The organism is Streptomyces sp. NPDC006259 (assembly GCF_042870975.1).
GTDB lineage: Bacteria > Actinomycetota > Actinomycetes > Streptomycetales > Streptomycetaceae > Streptomyces.
In genome coordinates this window covers 1,157,679-1,174,838 of record NZ_JBIAHY010000002.1, presented here as the reverse complement: position 1 = coordinate 1,174,838, position 17,160 = coordinate 1,157,679, and the positions used below count along the sequence as shown (strand labels likewise).

At 70.0% G+C, this 17,160-nt stretch carries 14 protein-coding genes and 1 pseudogene; 10 read left to right on the top strand and 5 right to left on the bottom strand.

The window, feature by feature from the left end; all coding sequences use genetic code 11:
* Window positions 1–10 precede the first annotated feature (10 nt).
* Window positions 11–616, top strand: a complete 606-nt coding sequence (locus ACFYO5_RS11040; RefSeq protein WP_328937413.1) for a hypothetical protein — start codon at window positions 11–13, stop codon at window positions 614–616.
* 689 nt (window positions 617–1,305) lie between these two features.
* On the opposite strand, the pseudogene ACFYO5_RS11035 reads toward ACFYO5_RS11040, so the two are convergent.
* Window positions 1,306–1,511, bottom strand: a pseudogene (locus ACFYO5_RS11035) (DUF6243 family protein).
* A gap of 112 nt (window positions 1,512–1,623) precedes the next feature.
* Window positions 1,624–2,628 carry an NADP-dependent oxidoreductase gene (locus ACFYO5_RS11030; protein WP_388706882.1) on the bottom strand — a complete coding sequence of 335 codons (1,005 nt, stop codon included), beginning with the start codon at window positions 2,626–2,628 and terminating at the stop codon, window positions 1,624–1,626.
* Between the two features lie 704 nt (window positions 2,629–3,332).
* Here ACFYO5_RS11030 and ACFYO5_RS11025 point away from each other — a divergent pair.
* From ACFYO5_RS11025 to ACFYO5_RS11000, 6 genes are all read left to right on the top strand, one after another.
* A complete protein-coding gene (locus tag ACFYO5_RS11025; protein ID WP_388706879.1) occupies window positions 3,333–3,989 on the top strand; it encodes an urease subunit gamma in 657 nt (218 codons plus the stop codon).
* Window positions 3,979–5,811: an urease subunit alpha gene (locus ACFYO5_RS11020; protein ID WP_388706876.1), complete on the top strand. Its 1,833-nt coding sequence runs from the start codon at window positions 3,979–3,981 to the stop codon at window positions 5,809–5,811. Before ACFYO5_RS11025 ends, ACFYO5_RS11020 begins: the two co-directional genes overlap by 11 nt.
* Window positions 5,812–5,880: 69 nt before the next feature.
* Window positions 5,881–6,555: an urease accessory protein UreF gene (locus tag ACFYO5_RS11015; protein WP_388706873.1), complete on the top strand. Its 675-nt coding sequence runs from the start codon at window positions 5,881–5,883 to the stop codon at window positions 6,553–6,555.
* Window positions 6,556–6,575: 20 nt separating this feature from the next.
* Entirely contained in the window at window positions 6,576–7,271 is a 696-nt protein-coding gene (ureG, locus tag ACFYO5_RS11010; protein ID WP_388706871.1) for an urease accessory protein UreG, read from the top strand.
* A 281-nt stretch (window positions 7,272–7,552) separates the two neighbouring features.
* Window positions 7,553–8,179 carry an urease accessory protein UreD gene (locus ACFYO5_RS11005; protein ID WP_388706868.1) on the top strand — a complete coding sequence of 209 codons (627 nt, stop codon included), beginning with the start codon at window positions 7,553–7,555 and terminating at the stop codon, window positions 8,177–8,179.
* 387 nt (window positions 8,180–8,566) lie between these two features.
* Complete coding sequence (locus ACFYO5_RS11000; RefSeq protein WP_388706865.1) at window positions 8,567–8,779, top strand: cold-shock protein; 213 nt, start codon at window positions 8,567–8,569, stop codon at window positions 8,777–8,779.
* Window positions 8,780–9,264: 485 nt separating this feature from the next.
* Here ACFYO5_RS11000 and speB read toward each other — a convergent pair whose 3' ends face one another.
* Entirely contained in the window at window positions 9,265–10,515 is a 1,251-nt protein-coding gene (speB, locus tag ACFYO5_RS10995) for an agmatinase (protein WP_388706862.1), read from the bottom strand.
* Between the two features lie 996 nt (window positions 10,516–11,511).
* On the opposite strand from speB, the gene rsgA reads away from it, so the two are divergent.
* Window positions 11,512–12,609, top strand: a complete 1,098-nt coding sequence (gene rsgA / locus ACFYO5_RS10990; protein ID WP_388706860.1) for a ribosome small subunit-dependent GTPase A — start codon at window positions 11,512–11,514, stop codon at window positions 12,607–12,609.
* A 171-nt stretch (window positions 12,610–12,780) separates the two neighbouring features.
* On the opposite strand, the gene ACFYO5_RS10985 is transcribed toward rsgA, so the two are convergent.
* Window positions 12,781–13,431, bottom strand: coding sequence for a histidine phosphatase family protein (locus tag ACFYO5_RS10985; RefSeq protein ID WP_388706857.1), 651 nt, complete (start codon window positions 13,429–13,431; stop codon window positions 12,781–12,783).
* A gap of 38 nt (window positions 13,432–13,469) precedes the next feature.
* Complete coding sequence (locus ACFYO5_RS10980) at window positions 13,470–14,222, bottom strand: SDR family NAD(P)-dependent oxidoreductase (RefSeq protein WP_388706855.1); 753 nt, start codon at window positions 14,220–14,222, stop codon at window positions 13,470–13,472.
* 176 nt (window positions 14,223–14,398) lie between these two features.
* On the opposite strand from ACFYO5_RS10980, the gene ACFYO5_RS10975 reads away from it, so the two are divergent.
* Complete coding sequence (locus ACFYO5_RS10975) at window positions 14,399–15,715, top strand: aspartate aminotransferase family protein (protein WP_388706852.1); 1,317 nt, start codon at window positions 14,399–14,401, stop codon at window positions 15,713–15,715.
* A complete protein-coding gene (locus ACFYO5_RS10970) occupies window positions 15,712–17,151 on the top strand; it encodes a class I adenylate-forming enzyme family protein (RefSeq protein ID WP_388706849.1) in 1,440 nt (479 codons plus the stop codon). The genes ACFYO5_RS10975 and ACFYO5_RS10970 overlap by 4 nt, the downstream gene beginning before the upstream one ends.
* Window positions 17,152–17,160: the final 9 nt, after the last annotated feature.

The following is a 17,160-nucleotide window of genomic DNA, read 5'->3' as shown; positions in this document are numbered from 1 at the left end:
ATCCACCACCATGAACAGGCTCCGCACCGCACTCGCCACCGCAGCCGCTGCCGCACTGGGCCTCGCGGCCCTCGCCACAGCCCCGGCGCAGGCCGCTGCCCAGCCCGCCTTCCTCGCCGCCTCCCAGATGCCGCCGTCGTCGACGCCGTGGACCGCCACCCAGGTCTTCACCGGCGTCCCGGAGAACGGCGGCGTCCTCTGCGCCCCGTACAAGATCCCGGCGCAGAACACCCGCTACCGCGAGTTCAGCACCGAGCTCGACACCAACGGCGTCCAGGTCACCACCGTCGCCCGTACCGAGGCCGACGCCGTGAAGCTGGTCGACACCCTCCGCGGGGCCCTCGCCGGCTGCGGCCCCCTGCTGGAACAGCAGAACCCGGGCCTGCAGGCCGTCAGCGCCTCCCACGGCAAGCTCGCCGTCGAGGAGGGCGCCTGGGTCTACAGCCTGGACACCGCCGACCCGCAGATCGGCATCTCCGACATCCACCTGTTCTCCGTCGGCCGCGACGGCCGCACCGTCACCCTCGTCCGCTGGGGCCAGATGGGCGACCTCGAGGACGCCCCGCTGACCGCCTTCCGCACCACGACGAAGACCGCCGTCAACAAGCTCCACTGACCCGGGGGCTCCCCCGAGGGCTGACCACACCTCGACAGCGGCGCGGCCGGAACCCGGGCGCGCCGCTGTCGTGCCCACCTGCTCCACCGGCGGCGACCACTTCCTGGCCTTCACCAGCATCGCCTGCACCCTCATCTGCTACCGCAGACTCGCCAAATGAGATGGTCACTAAGACGGCTGTGTCGCTCCAGCAGGCGAGAGCGGCTGGGTACACCACGGCCGCAACGTCCGCGACCGAACCCGGCGACGCTTCCCATGCCTCGTGGTACCGCCTCGAACTGCGCGACGCAGACCGCCTCGACGCCGTCATGGCCGAGGTGAACCCCCGCGTCGTCCTCAACGCATCGAGCCGCGGCGCCGACTGGGCGGTCACGGCAGAGGGCCCCATCCGGCTGGCGATGGCCGCAGCAAAGACGCGGGACGGGTGGGCCGGCACGGTCTGGAGATCGTCATGGCCCTCGTCCAGGGCCGGAGAGATCGTGCGCTCGATCGACATCGACCGAGGAACTGGTCGGCCCGGGGCGACTGGCACGGAAAGGCATCCGAGGTCCAGGTCGGAGAGGTCCTGCATGCTCCGCGGCCGGGAGCTGAGCGCGACCGGCGGTACCTGTTTGGCAGCAGGGCCCCCGGCTGCCCGTCGCAGTCCGGGGGCCCTGCCCCGTGCGGTGCCGGTCTGCGGCGGCGGTCCGTCAGTTCTGTGCGGTGTCGTCGCCCGCCTGCCCGGCGCCCTCAGCTGCGTCTGTCGTCTCGCGCACCAGTTCCGCCTTCTGGTCCGTCGCACCCTGGCGGTCAAGGTTTCGGTGCGGACCGTTGTTCTGCCGTTCAGCGCGGGACAGCTCTTGCGCTGGCCGCCGCCCATGCCCACGGGGTTGTCGATGTTCTCGCTCACGGTCAGGGCGGTAGTGATGTGAAGTGATCTACGGAATCAGAGCAGTGCAACACGCTGGGGGCAATCGAACGCTGTTGTCCTCGCCCCTTCAGGACATGTGCCGAATAGCCCCGGTCCGTCAGACGTCCACCCCGTCTGCCCGCACGACGATCTTGCCCCGGTTCTCGCCCCGCAGCATTCCCAGGAACCCGTCCACGATGCCGCCAAAGCCGTCGACCACGGTCTCGTCGAGCTTGACGCGTCCACTCTGCAGGTGCGGTACGACGAACTCGTACAACTCGTCCTGCACGTCACGGTGGTTGCGGACCAGGAAGCCCTCCATGCGCAGGCTTTTCTCGACAATGTCGGGCAGGTTGCGCAGGGCATAGGGCGTACCGGTGTTGTTGTACTGGGAGATCGTCCCGATCCGCACGATCCGCCCGTACTCACGCAGCGAGGAGATCGCGGCGTCAAGGTGCTCGCCGCCAACATTGTCCATGTAGAGGTCGATCCCGTCGGGCGCCGCCTTAGCGAGCAGCTCGGCCGCCGGGCCCGAGTGGTAGTCGAAGGCCTCATCGTAGCCGACGTGTTCGGTCAGGTAAGCGGCTTTCTCCGGCCTGCCCACGCTGCCGACCAGCCGTCCCGCGCCCATCAGCCTGGCGAGTCGCCCGGTGGCCGTGCCCACACCGCCCGCCGCCGCTGAGACGAACACGTCCTGCCCCTCGCGGAACTCCGCGATGCGGGTGAGGCCGACGTAGGCCGTCAGGCCGGTGCCGCCGAGGATGCTCAGGTGCGCGGAGAGCGGTACGCCGTCGAAGCGGGGGACAGTACGTGCCTCATCGGAGGTGATGACACTGTGGGTGCGCCAGCCCTGCCGGTGGAAGACGATCTCGCCCTCGCGGAGGGCCGGATGGCGGGAGTCCACAACCCGACCGATGGTGCGCCCCTCCAGAGGAGCGTTCAGCGAGAAGTCCGCGTCCATCATTTCGCGGTGGTAGGGGTCCACCGACCAGAACAGGTTCTCCACCAGCGCCGTTCCTGGGCCTGGTTCCGGTATCGGGGACTCGACGAAGGTGAAGTGGCCGGGGGTGGGAAAGCCATGGGGGCGGGCGGTCTGGTGCACGAAGAACGCGGTCTCGGTCATGACGGTGAGCGTACGGAGGAACGCGGAAGCTGGGGAGGAAGTTGCGCTCATGGAACGGTCCGGCCCACGAAGGGCCCTCGTAGAAGCAGATGGGACACCATGTCAGCCGCCCCCCTGCAGCCCCCGCGCCCACTACGACTGCTGCCACGGACCTCGCCCCGCGCAAGCTCCGCATCCTTGTGACTGTCGACGGCGAGCGCGGGTTCTCGGTGGTCGCCTGGGTTTGTTCCTCGCGCTGCCGGCCTGATGCCAGGCGGTGCCGAATCCCGTCGCCGCGTACTTCGCTGGGTGGCGGAGCCGAACTGACACGGGTTCAGGGCCCTGGTGTGCCGCCGGGCGACGATGGAGCCTCGCTGCGAAGGCTGCGGTGTGACGTGGACGCTGCCGGAGCTGCTCTTCACCAACTTCCACGCTCTCTTGGTGTCCGCCGCCGGGGGCCAGCGCGTGCGGTCGCATTCTGCGAGGGCGCTGGGCGCAGTCGATACACCCCTGACGCTGGGCTGACCGTAAGCGCCCCCTGTGCCGCCCGTGCACCCGTCCCACTCGATCGTTGATGTTTGGGGGTATTCAGCACTTGTTGCCGGTCTCTTGGGCTGACGATCGGTATGCGGCATTCGGCACACCGAACTGCGGCACACCAAAGCTCGTCCGCTGCCCCGCGGGCTCGCCGCGCAGGTCGAGCGACGAGCAGGAAGGAGAAGCGAGTGCACCTGACTCCGCACGAACAAGAACGCCTGCTGGTCCATGTGGCCGCGGACGTCGCTCGGCGGCGCCGTGAGCGGGGCCTGCTGCTGAACTACCCGGAGGCCATGGCACTGCTGACGGCGCACGTGTACGAGGAGGCCCGGGACGGTGCGACGGTGGACGCGGTCATGGAGTCCGGCCGCCGTGTGCTGACACGTGACGACGTCATGGACGGCGTCCCGGAGATGATCAGCAATGTGCAGGTCGAGGCGACGTTCCCGGACGGGACGAAGCTGGTGACGATCCACGACCCGTTCGACGAGGCAGCCGGGGACGTGAGCGTCCATCCGGGCAAACTGGAACTTCTGCCGGACGACGAGGAACACCGGATCGCCTTCAACGAAGGCCTGGAGTATGTGGACCTGGTCGTGCGCAACCCGGCGGACCGTCCGGTCCAGGTCGGCTCCCACTATCACTTCGCCGAGGCCAACGAGGGACTGGACTTCGACCGCGCGGCCGCGCGCGGCATGCGCCTGCACATCCCCTCGGGCACCTCGGAGCGTTTCGAGCCGGGTGACGAGCGCGCCGTGCGGTTGGTGCCTATTGCGGGTGAGCGGATCGTCCGGGGTCTTCAGGCCGGCAAGAGCGAGCAGGAGATGAACCTCGATGCCCAGTGAGACTGGACGGCCCTACGATCCGCTGACGCGCTCGCGGTATGCCGACCTCTATGGTCCGACGGCCGGTGACCGGGTCCGGCTCGCCGACACCGGCCTCGTGCTGCGGATCGATGAGGACTGGTGCGGCGGTCCCGGTCGCAGCGGTGATGAGATGGTCTTCGGCGGCGGCAAGGTAATCCGCGAGTCGATGGGCCAGTCGCACATTCCGCGGGATGACCCCCGGATGCCGGTGGACACCGTGATCACCGGTGCGCTGATCCTGGACCACTGGGGTGTGGTCAAGGCCGACGTCGGGATGCGTGACGGGCGGATCCAGGCGATCGGCAGGGCGTACAACCCCGAGACGATGTCTGCCAGTTCGGACAGTCTCCACCCGGCGTCGGACTTCGTCGTGGGGCCCGAGACGGAGGTGATCTCCGGAAACGGGCGCATTCTGACCGCGGGCGGCGTCGACACGCACGTGCATTTCCTGTGTCCCGGGCAGATCCATGAGGCGCTCGCCTCGGGGGTAACCACGCTGATCGGCGGTGGCACGGGGCCCGCCGAGGGCAGTAAGGCGACCACCGTGACGCCGGGCAAGTGGCATCTGCAGCGGATGTTCGAGGCGCTGGACTCCTATCCGGTGAACATCGGTCTGCTGGCCAAGGGCAGCACGGTCTCCGAGAAGGCACTGCGCGACCAGGTCGCCGCCGGCGCCCTGGGCTTCAAGATCCACGAAGACTGGGGCGCCACACCGGCGGTCATCGACGCGGCCCTGAAGATGTGCGACGAGACAGGCGTCCAGATCGCCCTGCATGCCGACTCCCTGAACGAGTCGGGGTTCGTGCAGCACACCTTCGGCGCGACGAAGAAGGACCCGAGGACCAAGGACTCCAGGTACCGCAGCCTGCACATCTTCCACGTCGAGGGCGCCGGCGGCGGACACGCGCCCGACATGATCAGCCTGGTGAGCAAACCGAACGTACTGCCCGCCTCGACGAATCCGACCCGGCCCCTGACGGTCAACACCGTCAAGGAACACGTCGACATGATGATCGTGTGCCACCACCTCAATCCCGAGGTCGATGCGGACCTGGCGTTCGCCGACTCGCGGATCCGGCCCTCCACCATGGCCGCCGAGGACCTGCTGCACGACATGGGCGCCATCTCGATGATGTCCTCCGACGCGCAGGCCATGGGCCGCATCGGCGAGATGGTCATGCGGACCTGGCAGACCGCGCACGTGATGAAGTCCCGCTACGGACACCTTGGCGAGGACGACGCCCAGTCGGACAACTTCCGCGCACGGCGCTACGTCGCCAAGTACACGATCAACCCGGCCATCACTCACGGCATCGACCACGAGGTCGGATCCGTCGAGGTGGGCAAGCTCGCCGACCTGGTGCTGTGGGAGCCGAAATTCTTCGGCGTCAAGACACACATGGTCATCAAGGGCGGCCAGATCGCCTACGCTCAGATCGGCGACGCCAACGCCTCCATCCCTACCCCGCAGCCGTTCCTGCCGCGCCCGGTGTGGGGCTCCGGAGGCCGCTCCCCCGGCGCCAACTCCTTCAACTTCGTCTCCGAACTCGCCGCCGGCGGTGAGCTGTCCCGCAGCGGCCTGCTCAAAGAGCTGCGTGTCATCAAGGACACCCGCGAGGTGACCAAGGCCGACATGGTGCACAACAACGGCCTGCCGGAGGTCGTCGTCGGCCCCGACACCTTCAACGTCACCATCGGCGGCGCCGTCGAATCCGACGTACGCACCACGGTGGACGGACATCAGATCGCACTCAACTACGCCACCGAACTTCCCATGGCCCAGCGGTACTTCCTGTTCTGACCGCCTCGGCGGCCCGGCCGACGCCTTACCGCCGGGCCGACCTGTCCACGTGAAAGGCAGGCCGCCGCTATGAGCCGTGCTGCTCTGCTCGTCCTGGCCGACGGCCGATTCCCGGCCGGCGGGTACGCCCACTCCGGCGGGATGGAGGCCGCGGTGGCCTCCCACAGCGTGCACGACAAGGCGAGCCTGCAGGCATTCTGCCAGGGGCGCCTGCACACGGCCGGACTGACCGCGGCCGGACTCGCCGCCGCCGCGGCCGCCGGACACGACCCCCTGACCCTGGACGAGGCCGCTGACGCCCGCACATCCGGTCCGGCACTGCGCCAGGTCGCCCGCAGACTCGGCCGGCAGATGCTGCGGGCGGCCCGCGTCACCTGGCCCTCACCCGACCTCGACCGCCTCGCCCGCCTACGGCCGCAAGGAGTGCACCAGCCCGTCGTCCTCGGCGTCACAGCCCGCGCCGCCGGCCTGACACCGCTCGACGCCGCCCGGTGCGCCGCCTACGAAAGCATCGGCGGACCGGCCACCGCGGCGGTACGGCTACTGAGCCTGGACCCGCTCGATGCCACCGCACTCCTGGCCGGGCTCGCCGGTGAACTCGACGACGTCGCCGGCGCCGCCGCAGAGGCGGCGGACCGTGTCACCGCCGACGGCGTCAGTGCGCTGCCCGCCGTCTGCGCACCGCTGCTGGACATCCTCGGCGAGCGGCACGCCGCCTGGAACGTCCGCCTGTTCGCATCCTGAACCCAACCACGGGAGTCACCGTGCACCTCGACCACCCCGCGATCTTCCCCCACCGCCACACCCACAGCGCCGACGCCATGCGCCCCGACGGCAGCCGACGCGCACTGCGCGTCGGCCTCGGCGGACCCGTCGGCTCCGGCAAGACCGCTACCGTCGCCGCACTGTGCCGCACGCTGCGCGACCGGCTCTCCATCGCCGTGGTCACCAACGACATCTACACCCGCGAGGACGCCGAATTCCTGCGACGCCAGGCCGTCCTGCCCCCGGAACGCATCACCGCCGTGGAAACCGGAGCCTGCCCCCACACCGCGATCCGCGACGACATCTCCGCCAACCTCGAAGCCGTCGAACAGCTCGAGGAATCGCTGCACCCCCTGGACCTGATCCTCGTCGAATCCGGCGGCGACAACCTCACCGCCACCTTCTCCCGCGGACTCGTCGACACCCAGCTGTTCGTGATCGACGTGGCCAGCGGCGACGACATCCCCCGCAAAGGCGGCCCCGGCATCACCACCGCCGACCTCCTCGTCATCAACAAAACCGACCTCGCACCCCACGTCGGAGCCGACCTGGACACCATGGCCGCCGACGCGAAAAAACAGCGCGGCACCCGACCGGTCGTCTTCACCAGCCTCACCACGAGCGACGGAATCGGCCCCATCGCCGACTGGATCACCGCACGCCTGGCCGCCTGGCGTACCGAGGGTGCCGCGTGACCGGCACCGCACAACTCTCCTTCACAGCACCAGCCCCGCCCAGCCACCAACCGGCAGGTGACGCCGACGAGACGCACAGTGCCGCTCCAGCGCATGAGTCCGGCAACTCCGAGGGTGACGCCAGTACTCCCCAACCCCCCGGCGTCCACGCCACCGCCCGTATCCGAGCCCGACACAACGGCCGCACCACGACCGTCCCGCTCCTCCACAGTGACGGCCCCTTCCACCTGCGCCGGCTGCGCCCCCGCGACGGGCGGGCACGGGTCAGCGTGATCGGGGCCATGAGCGCACCCCTGGGCGGAGACCGCCTCGCACTCGATGTCACGGCCGCAGCCGGCTGTGAACTGGAGGTCACCACGGCCGCCGCCACCATCGCCCTGCGCGGACCCACCACCGCACCCGCCAGCTACGACGTCCGCCTCACCCTCGGCGAGAACTCCTCCCTCAACTGGCTTCCCCAGCCGCTGATCAGCACACGCGGCAGCACCCTGCACCAGACCTGCACCGTAGAACTCGCTTCGACGTCCCGGCTGCTGCTGCGCGAGGAACAACTCCTCGGCCGCACAGCCGAACCCCCCGGCCACCTCTCCACCCGCCTGACCGTACGACGCGACGGCCAGCTACTCCTCGACCAGCACACCATCTACGGCGAACCAGCCCCCGCCTGGGACGGTCCCGCGATCCTGGGCGCCCACCGCGCCGCCGGACAACTCCTCGCCGTCGACCCCCGTCTCAACCCCCACCACCAGCCACTCCTCCTCGAAGACGACCCCACCCAAGGGCACGCCGTCCTCACCCCTCTGGCGAACGGACCCGCACTGCTCATCACCGCGATCGCCCCCACACCAGCCCGCCTGCGCCACCTCCTCAACGCCGGGCTCGCACACATCCAGACCGCCACCACGTGAGGCGGGTCAGCACGAGGGGCTCTCAGGAAACAGATGTGGTTCGTTCGTCCGCTTGGCCCACTGGCTCTTCGGTGGGCCGATCGGCTCGCAATCGTCCGGGGGTGCACCGGAGAGGAAGGCTTGGCGAAGCACCGCGGAGCGACCGGCCCTGACGTGAGCCGGCCGGGCTGGCCCACGGTTTCACGTTCGCGCTCTGTCAGCGTGACACGCCTTCGGGAGTGACCCTTGGCACGCGACCTTGATCGTTTGCCAGATGAGTTTGACCGCTTAGCTCCGATCACTTCCCGTGGCGATGCTTGTGCCGAATTCCCGTCCTCCAGTCGGCGATGATCAGCTCGTCGGGGTGTCTTGCACGTCCGGCTACGGCAGGCGATTCAAGGAGTGGACATGGCAGAGCGGCAGAGCGGCACCGTGAAGTGGTTCAACGACGCAAAGGGGTTCGGCTTCATCACCCCGGAATCGGGTCCGGACCTGTTCGTGCACTTCAGGGCGGTCCAGGGGAACGGCTTCAAGAGTCTCCAGGAAGGCCAGAAGGTGACCTTCGTGGCTGTGCAGGGCGAAAGGGGTATGCAGGCGGACGAGGTCCAGGCGGAGAGCTGAGTCCTGATGGGGCATCCGATCGCTTGACCATCGGTCAAGATCACTTGCCAGAGGACAGGGAGCGTGCGGCTCCCCCTGTGCCACAGGGTTACAGGTCGCCTCCCGGAAACGCGTCTGCCTGGGGAAACGGCCCCACGGGCTCACCCAGACCTCACAGGTTGTCCCGATGGAATCAGGGAGGCTGGGACATAGCGGAGGGTGAAATCAGCTCTGCCCGAACCGGGCGCGGGCGTGGAACGCGGCGACGTCGCCGGTGGCCTCGGGGTCGGCGGCGGTGAGCCGGGCGGCGAACGCCAGCTGGTCGACGCCGGCGCCCGGCGCGAGGTGCGCGAGTGGACTTGTGGTCGCGGGAGCGTCCAGGACCGTGCCCTCCTCGGTCCACCAGCCGAAATGCAGCCCCGCGGCCTACCGGACCTGTGCTCGCCGACGCCCTGTACGGCGGCGCGATCGGGACAGGGATGCGGGCCGAGGGGCACATGCTGGGGTCAGGAGTCGTCGATGCCGGCTTCGCGGTCGCGGCGGGCTTCGTCGTCGGCGCGTTGGTCAGGGCTGAGGCGTTTGCCGAGGTGGCCGTTTTCCACCAGGGTCGCAAGGGTGTCCATGATGACGCGGGCGCCGAGTTGAGAGGTGGTGTCCGAGACGTCGTAGGGCGGGGAAATCTCGACCAGGTCCATGCCGATCAGGCCCTCCTGCGCGACCTTGCGGACGGCTTTGAGGGCTTCCCGGGGGGACATGCCTCCGGGCTCGGGTGTTCCGGTGCCGGGCGCGTAGCCGGGGTCGACGACGTCGATGTCAAAGGACAGGTAGACGGCGTCGGCGTCCTTCCAGGCGATCTCCAGGGCGATGTCCAGGACATGGTCGATGCCGAGTTCTTCGACGTCGGCCATGGTGATGACGGTGGTGTCGCGTTCCTCGGCGACCTGTACGCCGGAGTGGTTGCCGATCCATCCGCCGATGCCGATCTGGACCAGGTTGGCCGGCGGGACATTAGGCAGGTCGGTGGCGTGGGACCAGTGCGTAGTGTGCATGCGCTCGTCCATCGTGGTCACCGCGGTGTCGATGTGCCGGTCGAAGTGGATGATGCCCAGGCGTCCGTCGATGTGCTTGGCCAGCGCCTTGGCATCGGGGTAGCCGATGCTGTGGTCGCCGCCGATGATCACGGGGAAGGTGCCGGTGTCGAGTAGGTGGGAGATGCCGAGGTCGACCTGGTCGAAGGTCTTCTCGATGTTGGCCGGAATGACGAAGATGTCGCCGGCGTCACCGATCGTGATTTCCTCGAGGAGGTCCATGCCCAGGTCAGGGCTGTAGGAGTCGTACAGCGCGGAAATGCGACGCACCGCCTCGGGGCCGAACCGGGCGCCCGAGCGGTAGGTGGTGCCCATGTCGAACGGCACTCCGACCACTGCGACGTCGAACCGGCCGGTGTCGCTGACGTTCTCCACGTACGGCGACTTGAGGAAGGTGTTGATCCCCGCGAACATCGGGTCCAGGCTGCGGGAGAACAACGAGATGTCGCGGTCATTGATCGAGGGCGCCGAGGACAGGCCCAGATCGAGACTCCGCTCCACCAACTTGCGGCGCCTGGTCTCCGGTACGTCCTTCAGGCGGCGCCGGGCGCGCATCCCTGAGAGCCGGGCCCGCTCGGCGGCCATGTCCTCGGGCCTTCGCTCTGACTTGGGGGCGTTGGGACGCAGGGGATTCCGGTGATGATGATCGTTGTTGGGCCGGCCTGTCATGGAGGCTCCCTCCGCCGCTTCTGCGCTGCCAGAAGTGATCCAGGTCAGTGGACCTTCGCGTGCGTGTTCCGTCAGTTCCAGCCTGTGCGGCTTCGGCACGGATGCAACCGGAGCAGAACACGGCACGGGCCCTCTCCGGCTCACCCAGGCCACGTGCAGTGACGAACGGTGCCACGTTGCCACCCCCGTCGCGCGCGGAGGTCCCGCACCGAGGCCGCCCTCGCCCGGCGTCGACACTCAGATTCGCACCGTCCGCCCCGGACAGATCAGATCATGCAGGAGCATCACCCGCCTATCCGCGGCGCCCTCCTCACCGGACGCGCCACCCTCATCACCCCCGCACGCCAGGCACCACGCGAACCATTCCGCGACGTCATCACCGGCATCGAAAGCAACCTCGGTCTCCAACAGCACAAGCCCGGTGCCCTCCCCCGCCACGCCCCCCTACCTCCGCCGACGCGCCGCAGGCCGCATCGGATCCCTCACCCGACTCATCCGTCAAGCCGCCAACAGTGGCGGCAGTGGCGGCACCGAACGACGCGTGCCGGTCCCTGCTGCCAGGCCGGTGTGTCGGTCCGGCAGCGGCTCGGACGCGTTCCGGCGCCGCTGCGGGCGCTGGGGGTGACGGTCCGTGAGTACGAGGTCTTCCCGTTGCCGGCGGAACCCTTTCAGCAACAGGGCCATCGCCGGCCGTCTCGCCCCGTACGGTCGAGAAAGCATGTGGCGGCCCTGCTGACCGGGACCGCGCGTCCGGACCGCGAGGCGTTGTGCGACCTGTCCGCGTCGGACGCGGTGGCCGGCCACCGCTGATCCACCCCCGCGGGCGGTCCTCGCGGGGGACGGCCGAACCGCTGACCACCCCCGCGGGCGGTCCTCGCCGGGTACGGCCGGCCCCTCATGTGCCCGGCGTGCGGGGACTAGACTGCGGGCCCGAGCAGCCGGTGCACGCACCCTTCGCCGGTTCCGCCGCCCTCACACCCCTCTGGAGGGGCGAGCTTGACCGCATCCACTGCCTCCCATCCCCTCGACCGGTACGGCTGGAACGACGCGTGGGCCACCGACTTCGCCCCCCACGAGGCCGACGGTCTCCGGCCCGGCCGTGTGGTGCGGGTCGACCGTGGGAGCTGCGAGACCGTCACCGCCGCCGAGGACGGGCGGGTGACGACCGTTCGGGCGGGCATAGGGCCCGTGGCCTCCCCCGATCCCCTGCTGACCCCCTGCACCGGGGACTGGGTGGCGCTCGACCCGCACCAGGCGGTCGTCCGGGTGGTCCTGCCGCGGCGCACGGCGTTCGTCCGTGCCGTCTCCTCGCAGCGCTCCGAGGGTCAGGTCCTGGCCGCCAACATCGACCAGGTGCTCATCGCCGTCTCGCTCGCCGACGAGCTGGATCTCGGGCGCGTCGAGCGTTTCCTCTCCCTGGCGTGGGAGAGCGGCGGGCAGCCGGTGGTGGTCCTCACGAAGGCCGATCTGGTTCCCGACCCGGTGACGGTGTCCCATCTCGTCGAGGACACGGAGAGGGTGGCACCAGGAGCGCGCGTTCTGTCGGTCAGCGCGGCCACGGGGCAGGGCATGGACGCCCTCGCGGCCCTCGTCGACGGCACCGCGGCTCTCCTCGGCCGGTCCGGTGCCGGCAAGTCCACCCTCGTCAACGGGCTCACGGGAGCGGACGCGCAGCGGGTCGACGCCACGCGGGACAGTGACGGCAAGGGGCGGCACACGACGACGACCCGCGACCTCCTGCCGTTGCCGGGCGGCGGTGTCCTGATCGACACCCCGGGGCTGCGCGGGGTGGGACTGTGGGAGGCCGACAACGGCGTCGCGCAGGCCTTCACCGACGTGGAGTCCCTCGCCCGGGACTGCCGTTTCCCCGACTGCGCGCACCACGGAGAGCCCGGGTGCGCGGTGCTCGCGGCGGTCGAGGAGGGTGAGTTGCCCCTGAGGCGGCTGGAGAACTACCACAAGCTGCTCCGCGAGAACGAGCGGATCGCCGCCCGGAGCGACGCGCGACTGAGCGCGGAGATCCTGCGGAGCTGGAAGCAGAAGAAGGCGCTGGGCCGCCACATGATGGAACGCAAGCGCGGCCCGCAGCAGTGAATCCATCCGGCCCACCCGTCGGCGGACCGGGGCGCAGCCGTCCGCTTCCGGGGCGGTCGCCGGCCGGACGGACCGGGTGTCCTCGTACGGCCGAGACGAGGTGCCACTTTTCTCGTACGGCACTTCGAGGTGCCGCGGTCCTCATACGGCCGTGTCGAGGTGCCGCCGTTCTCATACGGCCATGTCGAGGTGCCGCGCGTCGTCGAACCGGAGCAGGCGCCACCGTGAGCCGTCGTGGACGAACTCGTTGATCGATGTCGCGGCGGGTGTGGAGTCCGTGAACAGCACGGGCGGGACGACGTCCAGCAGCGCGGACATCACGGCGACGACGAACCCGGCGTGGCACACCACGAGGACCGTTCCGCCCCGGTGGCGGGAGACCAGGTCGTCGACGACCCGGCCGGCCCGTGCCCGGAACCGGTTCCAGGTCTCACCGCCGGGGGCGAACGGGCGGTCGGGATGGGTGGTCATGTCGAACGCCCCGTGCACACGCTGGTATTCGTCGATGGAGAGACCCTCGGCCGCCCCGAAGTCGAGTTCCCGCGCCTCCGTCTCGACGACCGGTGCCCCGAGCTCCAGCCCGCTCGCCAGGATTTCGGCGGTCTCGCGTGCTCTGCGCACCGGGCTGGTCAGCAGCGCCCGCGGCCGCGGTGGTTCGGCCGCCAGCCGTGCGGAGAGCCGGGCGGCCTGTTCCCGCCCCTGCTCCGTGAGACCGGGACAGGTGCGGGACCCGGCGATCAGCTTCTTCACGCTGGCATGCGACTGGGCGTGCCGCACCAGCAGTACCCGGGTGGTGGAGCTCTGTTCCTGTTCGTGCGCCATTCGCGTCATGGTTCCTTGGATCGGCCTGCGTGGGCAGGTCAGTGGAGATCCCAGCCGCCGTCGACGGTCAGACCCTGGCCCGTGATGAAACCGGCTCCGGGAGAAGTCAGAAACGCAACGGCCGCGGCCACGTCCTCGGGGCGTCCATGCCGTTTGATGCATTGTCGGGCGAATTCCCGTCGCCGCCAGGAAGGGTAATCCGGGTGGGACCTCTGCCCGGTACTCAGTTCGATCGATCCCGGTCTGACGGAATTCACGGTAATGCCGTGCGGGCCGAGTTCGCGGGCCAGGGCGCGAACGAATGCCTCCAGGCCCCCTTTCGCCGCGATGTACGGGGCGAGTTCCACGCGCCCGATCTGTGTGAGCACCGTGGAGACGGCCACGATCCGGCCGGTTCCGCGCGCCACCAGATGGGGTGTGGCGGCACGGACGCAGGCGATGTGCGCCAGGAGATTGACGTCCACGGCCGAGCGCACGTCGTCCCACGTGGTGTCCTGCCAGGGCGTGTAGGTGTACGCCCCGGCGTTGCAGACCAGGACGTCCAGTCTCGGCCCGCAGGCGTCCATGGCCTGTCCGAGACGGTCCACGGTCTCCTCGTGTGTGAGGTCCCCGACCACGGTGGCGACGACGTCCGCGCCGGCCGCTGACGCCTGGTCAGCGGTGTCGGCGAGCCCGGTGTCCCGGGTCAGATGGGTCAGCACCAGGTCGTGGGTGGCGGCCAGCCGTACGGCGATGGCGGCCCCGAGCCCCGATCCCGCCCCCGTGACCACGGCGACGTCCCGAGACGACATCACATTCCTCCTCAGCGACGCGCGCCGATCAGCCCGTCCGATACTGCCATCCAAGACAGGCCGATCACCCCCGCGATCCGGCCATTCCGGTAACGACCGCTGTCGGGCCCGATATCCCTGGGGCATTCTGTGATGCCGGATCAGGCCGCCGAAGCTGGAGGATTTCAGTGGGTGCCATGGACGCCGAACGTCGGACGAACGCCGATTTTCTGGAGGACATCAAAGAGGTCATCGCCGGTGGTGTCAGCAGCAGCATGCGTGCGGCGGCCGTCCCCGTGCCACTGGTCGTGCGGCGTGCCGAAGGCTGCCTGATCCGCGATGTCGAGGACCGCGAACTCGTGGACTTCAACATGGGCTACGGTCCGCATCTCTTCGGCTACGCCGACCGCGACGTGGCCGACGCCGTGGCCGACCAGTTCACCAAGGGCCACATGACCGGCCTGCCGCACGAATTGGACGCCGAGGCCGGCTCCCTGGTGGCCGAACTGGTGCCGGGCGTGGAGCAGGTCAGGTTCGCCAACTCCGGCACGGAGGCGGTCACCTCCGCGCTGCGGCTGGCGCGCGCCACCACGGGCCGCTCCCTGGTGGTCACCTTCGAAGGCCATTACCACGGCTGGAGCGAGACCGTCCTGCGCGCGGGCAAGACCACGCTCCAGATACAGGGCACCCGGCCGACGGACGTCGTCGCGGGCGCGCCCGGAATGATCCCCGAGGCCCTCGCCCACACCGCGCAGCTGCCGTGGAACGACGCCGAGGCCGTCGAGGAGCTCTTCGCGCGGGACGGTGACCGGATCGCGGCCGTCATCCTGGAGCCGGTTCTGGTCAACGCCGGGGTGATCGCCCCGGTACCCGGCTTCCTCCAGCTGCTGCGCGACCTGACCGCGCGCAACGGCGCGATGCTGATCTTCGACGAGGTGATCACCGGTTTCCGGGTCGCCCGAGGAGGGGCGCAGGAGCTGTACGGCGTCGAGCCCGACCTCACGGTCCTGTCCAAGGTCATGGGCGGGGGTTTCCCGGTCGCCGCCTTCGGCGGGCGGAAGGCCGCGATGCGGATGCTCGCCACGAACGAGGCGCACCACGCGGGCGTCTACGCCGGAAACCACGCGGCCCTGCGTGCGGTCGTCACCGTACTGACCAAGATCCGCGCGCTGTCCGGCCTCTACGCGGAGCTCGAGGCCATCGGCGCCGACGCGGAGGACGCCGTGCGCGAGGTCTTCGCCGTGGAGAGGCGGCCCGTGCACATCGCCCGGGTCGGCACCCTGATGGGCGTGGCCCTGCTCAGGAAACCACTGGAGAAGGCCGACACCCTGCGCGACCTCGCCGAGGCCGTCGACTTCTCCCGGCACCGCCGCTTCCAGACGCTCGCCCAGCGGGAGGGCGTCTACTTCCACCCGAACGCGCTGGAGCCGTGGTTCCTCAGCACCGCGCACACCGGCGACGTCCTCGACAAGGCGGTAGGGGCGCTGCGGCGCGCGCTGACCGGTCTCGGATGACCGCCGCTCGTGCGGAGCTGCTCTCCCTGCTGCGCGCCCAGAGCGCCCGTGCCGGGGACGCGCCGCTGATCGGCGACGACTCCGGGACCACCAGCGCGGCGGAGTTGGCCGAGCGCGTCGACGCCAGGGCCCGTGCCCTACGGGAGGCCGGCGTCGGGCCGGGCACCCTGGTGGGAACCGTCGCCTGGCCCGCGGCCGAGTTCGTCGGCGACGTGTTCGCGATCATCTCCACCGGCGCGGTCGCGGTGCCGCTCTCGCGCCGGTTGACGCCGTGGGAACTCCAGCGGATCCAGGAACGCTGTCCGCTCGACTTCCTCTCGGCCCCGAGTTCGTCGCCGGCCTTCCCGGTCACGGCCGCGGACTGGGGGGAAAGGATTCTGAGCGTCGGCCGGGAAGGAGCCCGTCGGCCCGCCTTCGAGGAGGCGGCGACGGCGCAGATCACGTCGGGCACCACCGGGTACCCCCGGGTCGCGCTGCGCCCCGCCGCCGCTCTGCTGGCCGAGGCGGAGCACTACCGTACGGCTCTGGGGCTGGGGCCAAAGAGCCGGTTGCTGTGCCCCGTACCCCTCCAGCACGCGTACGGCTTCGGCCTGTGCGCCGTCGCCGCGCCCCTGGCGGGCGCGCCCGTCCGCTGCACGACGCCGGACAAGCCGCGGCTGCTGCTACGCGATATCGCCGCCGGGGACGTGACGTTGTTCGTCGGTGTGCCGCCGATGCTGCGGCTGCTCGCCAAGGCCGCCCGCACCGGCCCGCACGACGGCCCCGCGATCGGTTTCCTCTCCGCCGGCATGGCGCTGGACGCGCACACCGCCGAACTGGTCGCGACCCGGCTCGGCGGGCACGTCGGCCAGGTCTACGGCACCACGGAGACCGGGCCGATCTGTGTGAGCCGCCCGGCCCCGTGGCAGCCCGGCGTTCCTGGGCCCGGCGCCCCCCTGCCCGGTGTGCGCGTCGGACTCTCCCCGGTCCCGGGGACCGGGGACGGTGCCGGCGACGCCGTGACGGGGCTGGTGACCGTCAGGTCGCCGTCGATGATGCTCGGGTACGCCGAGGGCGGGGCCGTCGACGCGACCCCGCTGCGGGACGGGTTCACCACCGGCGACCTGGCCCGCTGGGAAGGACGGAACCTCGTCCTCGCCGGGCGCCTGTCCACCAGCATCAACGTCGCGGGCGCCAAGGTCAGCCCCGAGGAGATCGAAGCCGTCCTGCTCGCCTTCCCGGATGTCGCCACCTGTCTGGTGTCCGGTATGGACGATCCCGTCCTGGGACAGCGGATCAGGGCGACGGTGACGCCCGACACGGTCGACCTCGACAAGCTGGAGCGCTTCTGCCGGGAGCGGCTGTCGCCCTCCTGGGTCCCCCACGCCTTCGCCTCCAGGGCGGAACTGCCGACCACCGAGACCGGGAAGGTCATCAGGCCCCGGACCGGTCAGTGAGGACATGTG

Coding starts and splice junctions, on each gene's coding strand:
- ACFYO5_RS11040 (WP_328937413.1), top strand. CDS start 11: ATGAACAGGCTCCGCACCGCACTCGCCACCGCAGCCGCTGCCGCACTG.
- speB (WP_388706862.1), bottom strand. CDS start 10,515: ATGACAGGCCGGCCCAACAACGATCATCATCACCGGAATCCCCTGCGT.
- ACFYO5_RS11000 (WP_388706865.1), top strand. CDS start 8,567: ATGGCAGAGCGGCAGAGCGGCACCGTGAAGTGGTTCAACGACGCAAAG.
- ACFYO5_RS10985 (WP_388706857.1), bottom strand. CDS start 13,431: ATGGCGCACGAACAGGAACAGAGCTCCACCACCCGGGTACTGCTGGTG.
- ACFYO5_RS10975 (WP_388706852.1), top strand. CDS start 14,399: ATGGACGCCGAACGTCGGACGAACGCCGATTTTCTGGAGGACATCAAA.
- ACFYO5_RS11005 (WP_388706868.1), top strand. CDS start 7,553: ATGAGCGCACCCCTGGGCGGAGACCGCCTCGCACTCGATGTCACGGCC.
- ACFYO5_RS11020 (WP_388706876.1), top strand. CDS start 3,979: ATGCCCAGTGAGACTGGACGGCCCTACGATCCGCTGACGCGCTCGCGG.
- ACFYO5_RS10980 (WP_388706855.1), bottom strand. CDS start 14,222: ATGTCGTCTCGGGACGTCGCCGTGGTCACGGGGGCGGGATCGGGGCTC.
- ACFYO5_RS11030 (WP_388706882.1), bottom strand. CDS start 2,628: ATGACCGAGACCGCGTTCTTCGTGCACCAGACCGCCCGCCCCCATGGC.
- ACFYO5_RS10970 (WP_388706849.1), top strand. CDS start 15,712: ATGACCGCCGCTCGTGCGGAGCTGCTCTCCCTGCTGCGCGCCCAGAGC.
- ACFYO5_RS11015 (WP_388706873.1), top strand. CDS start 5,881: ATGAGCCGTGCTGCTCTGCTCGTCCTGGCCGACGGCCGATTCCCGGCC.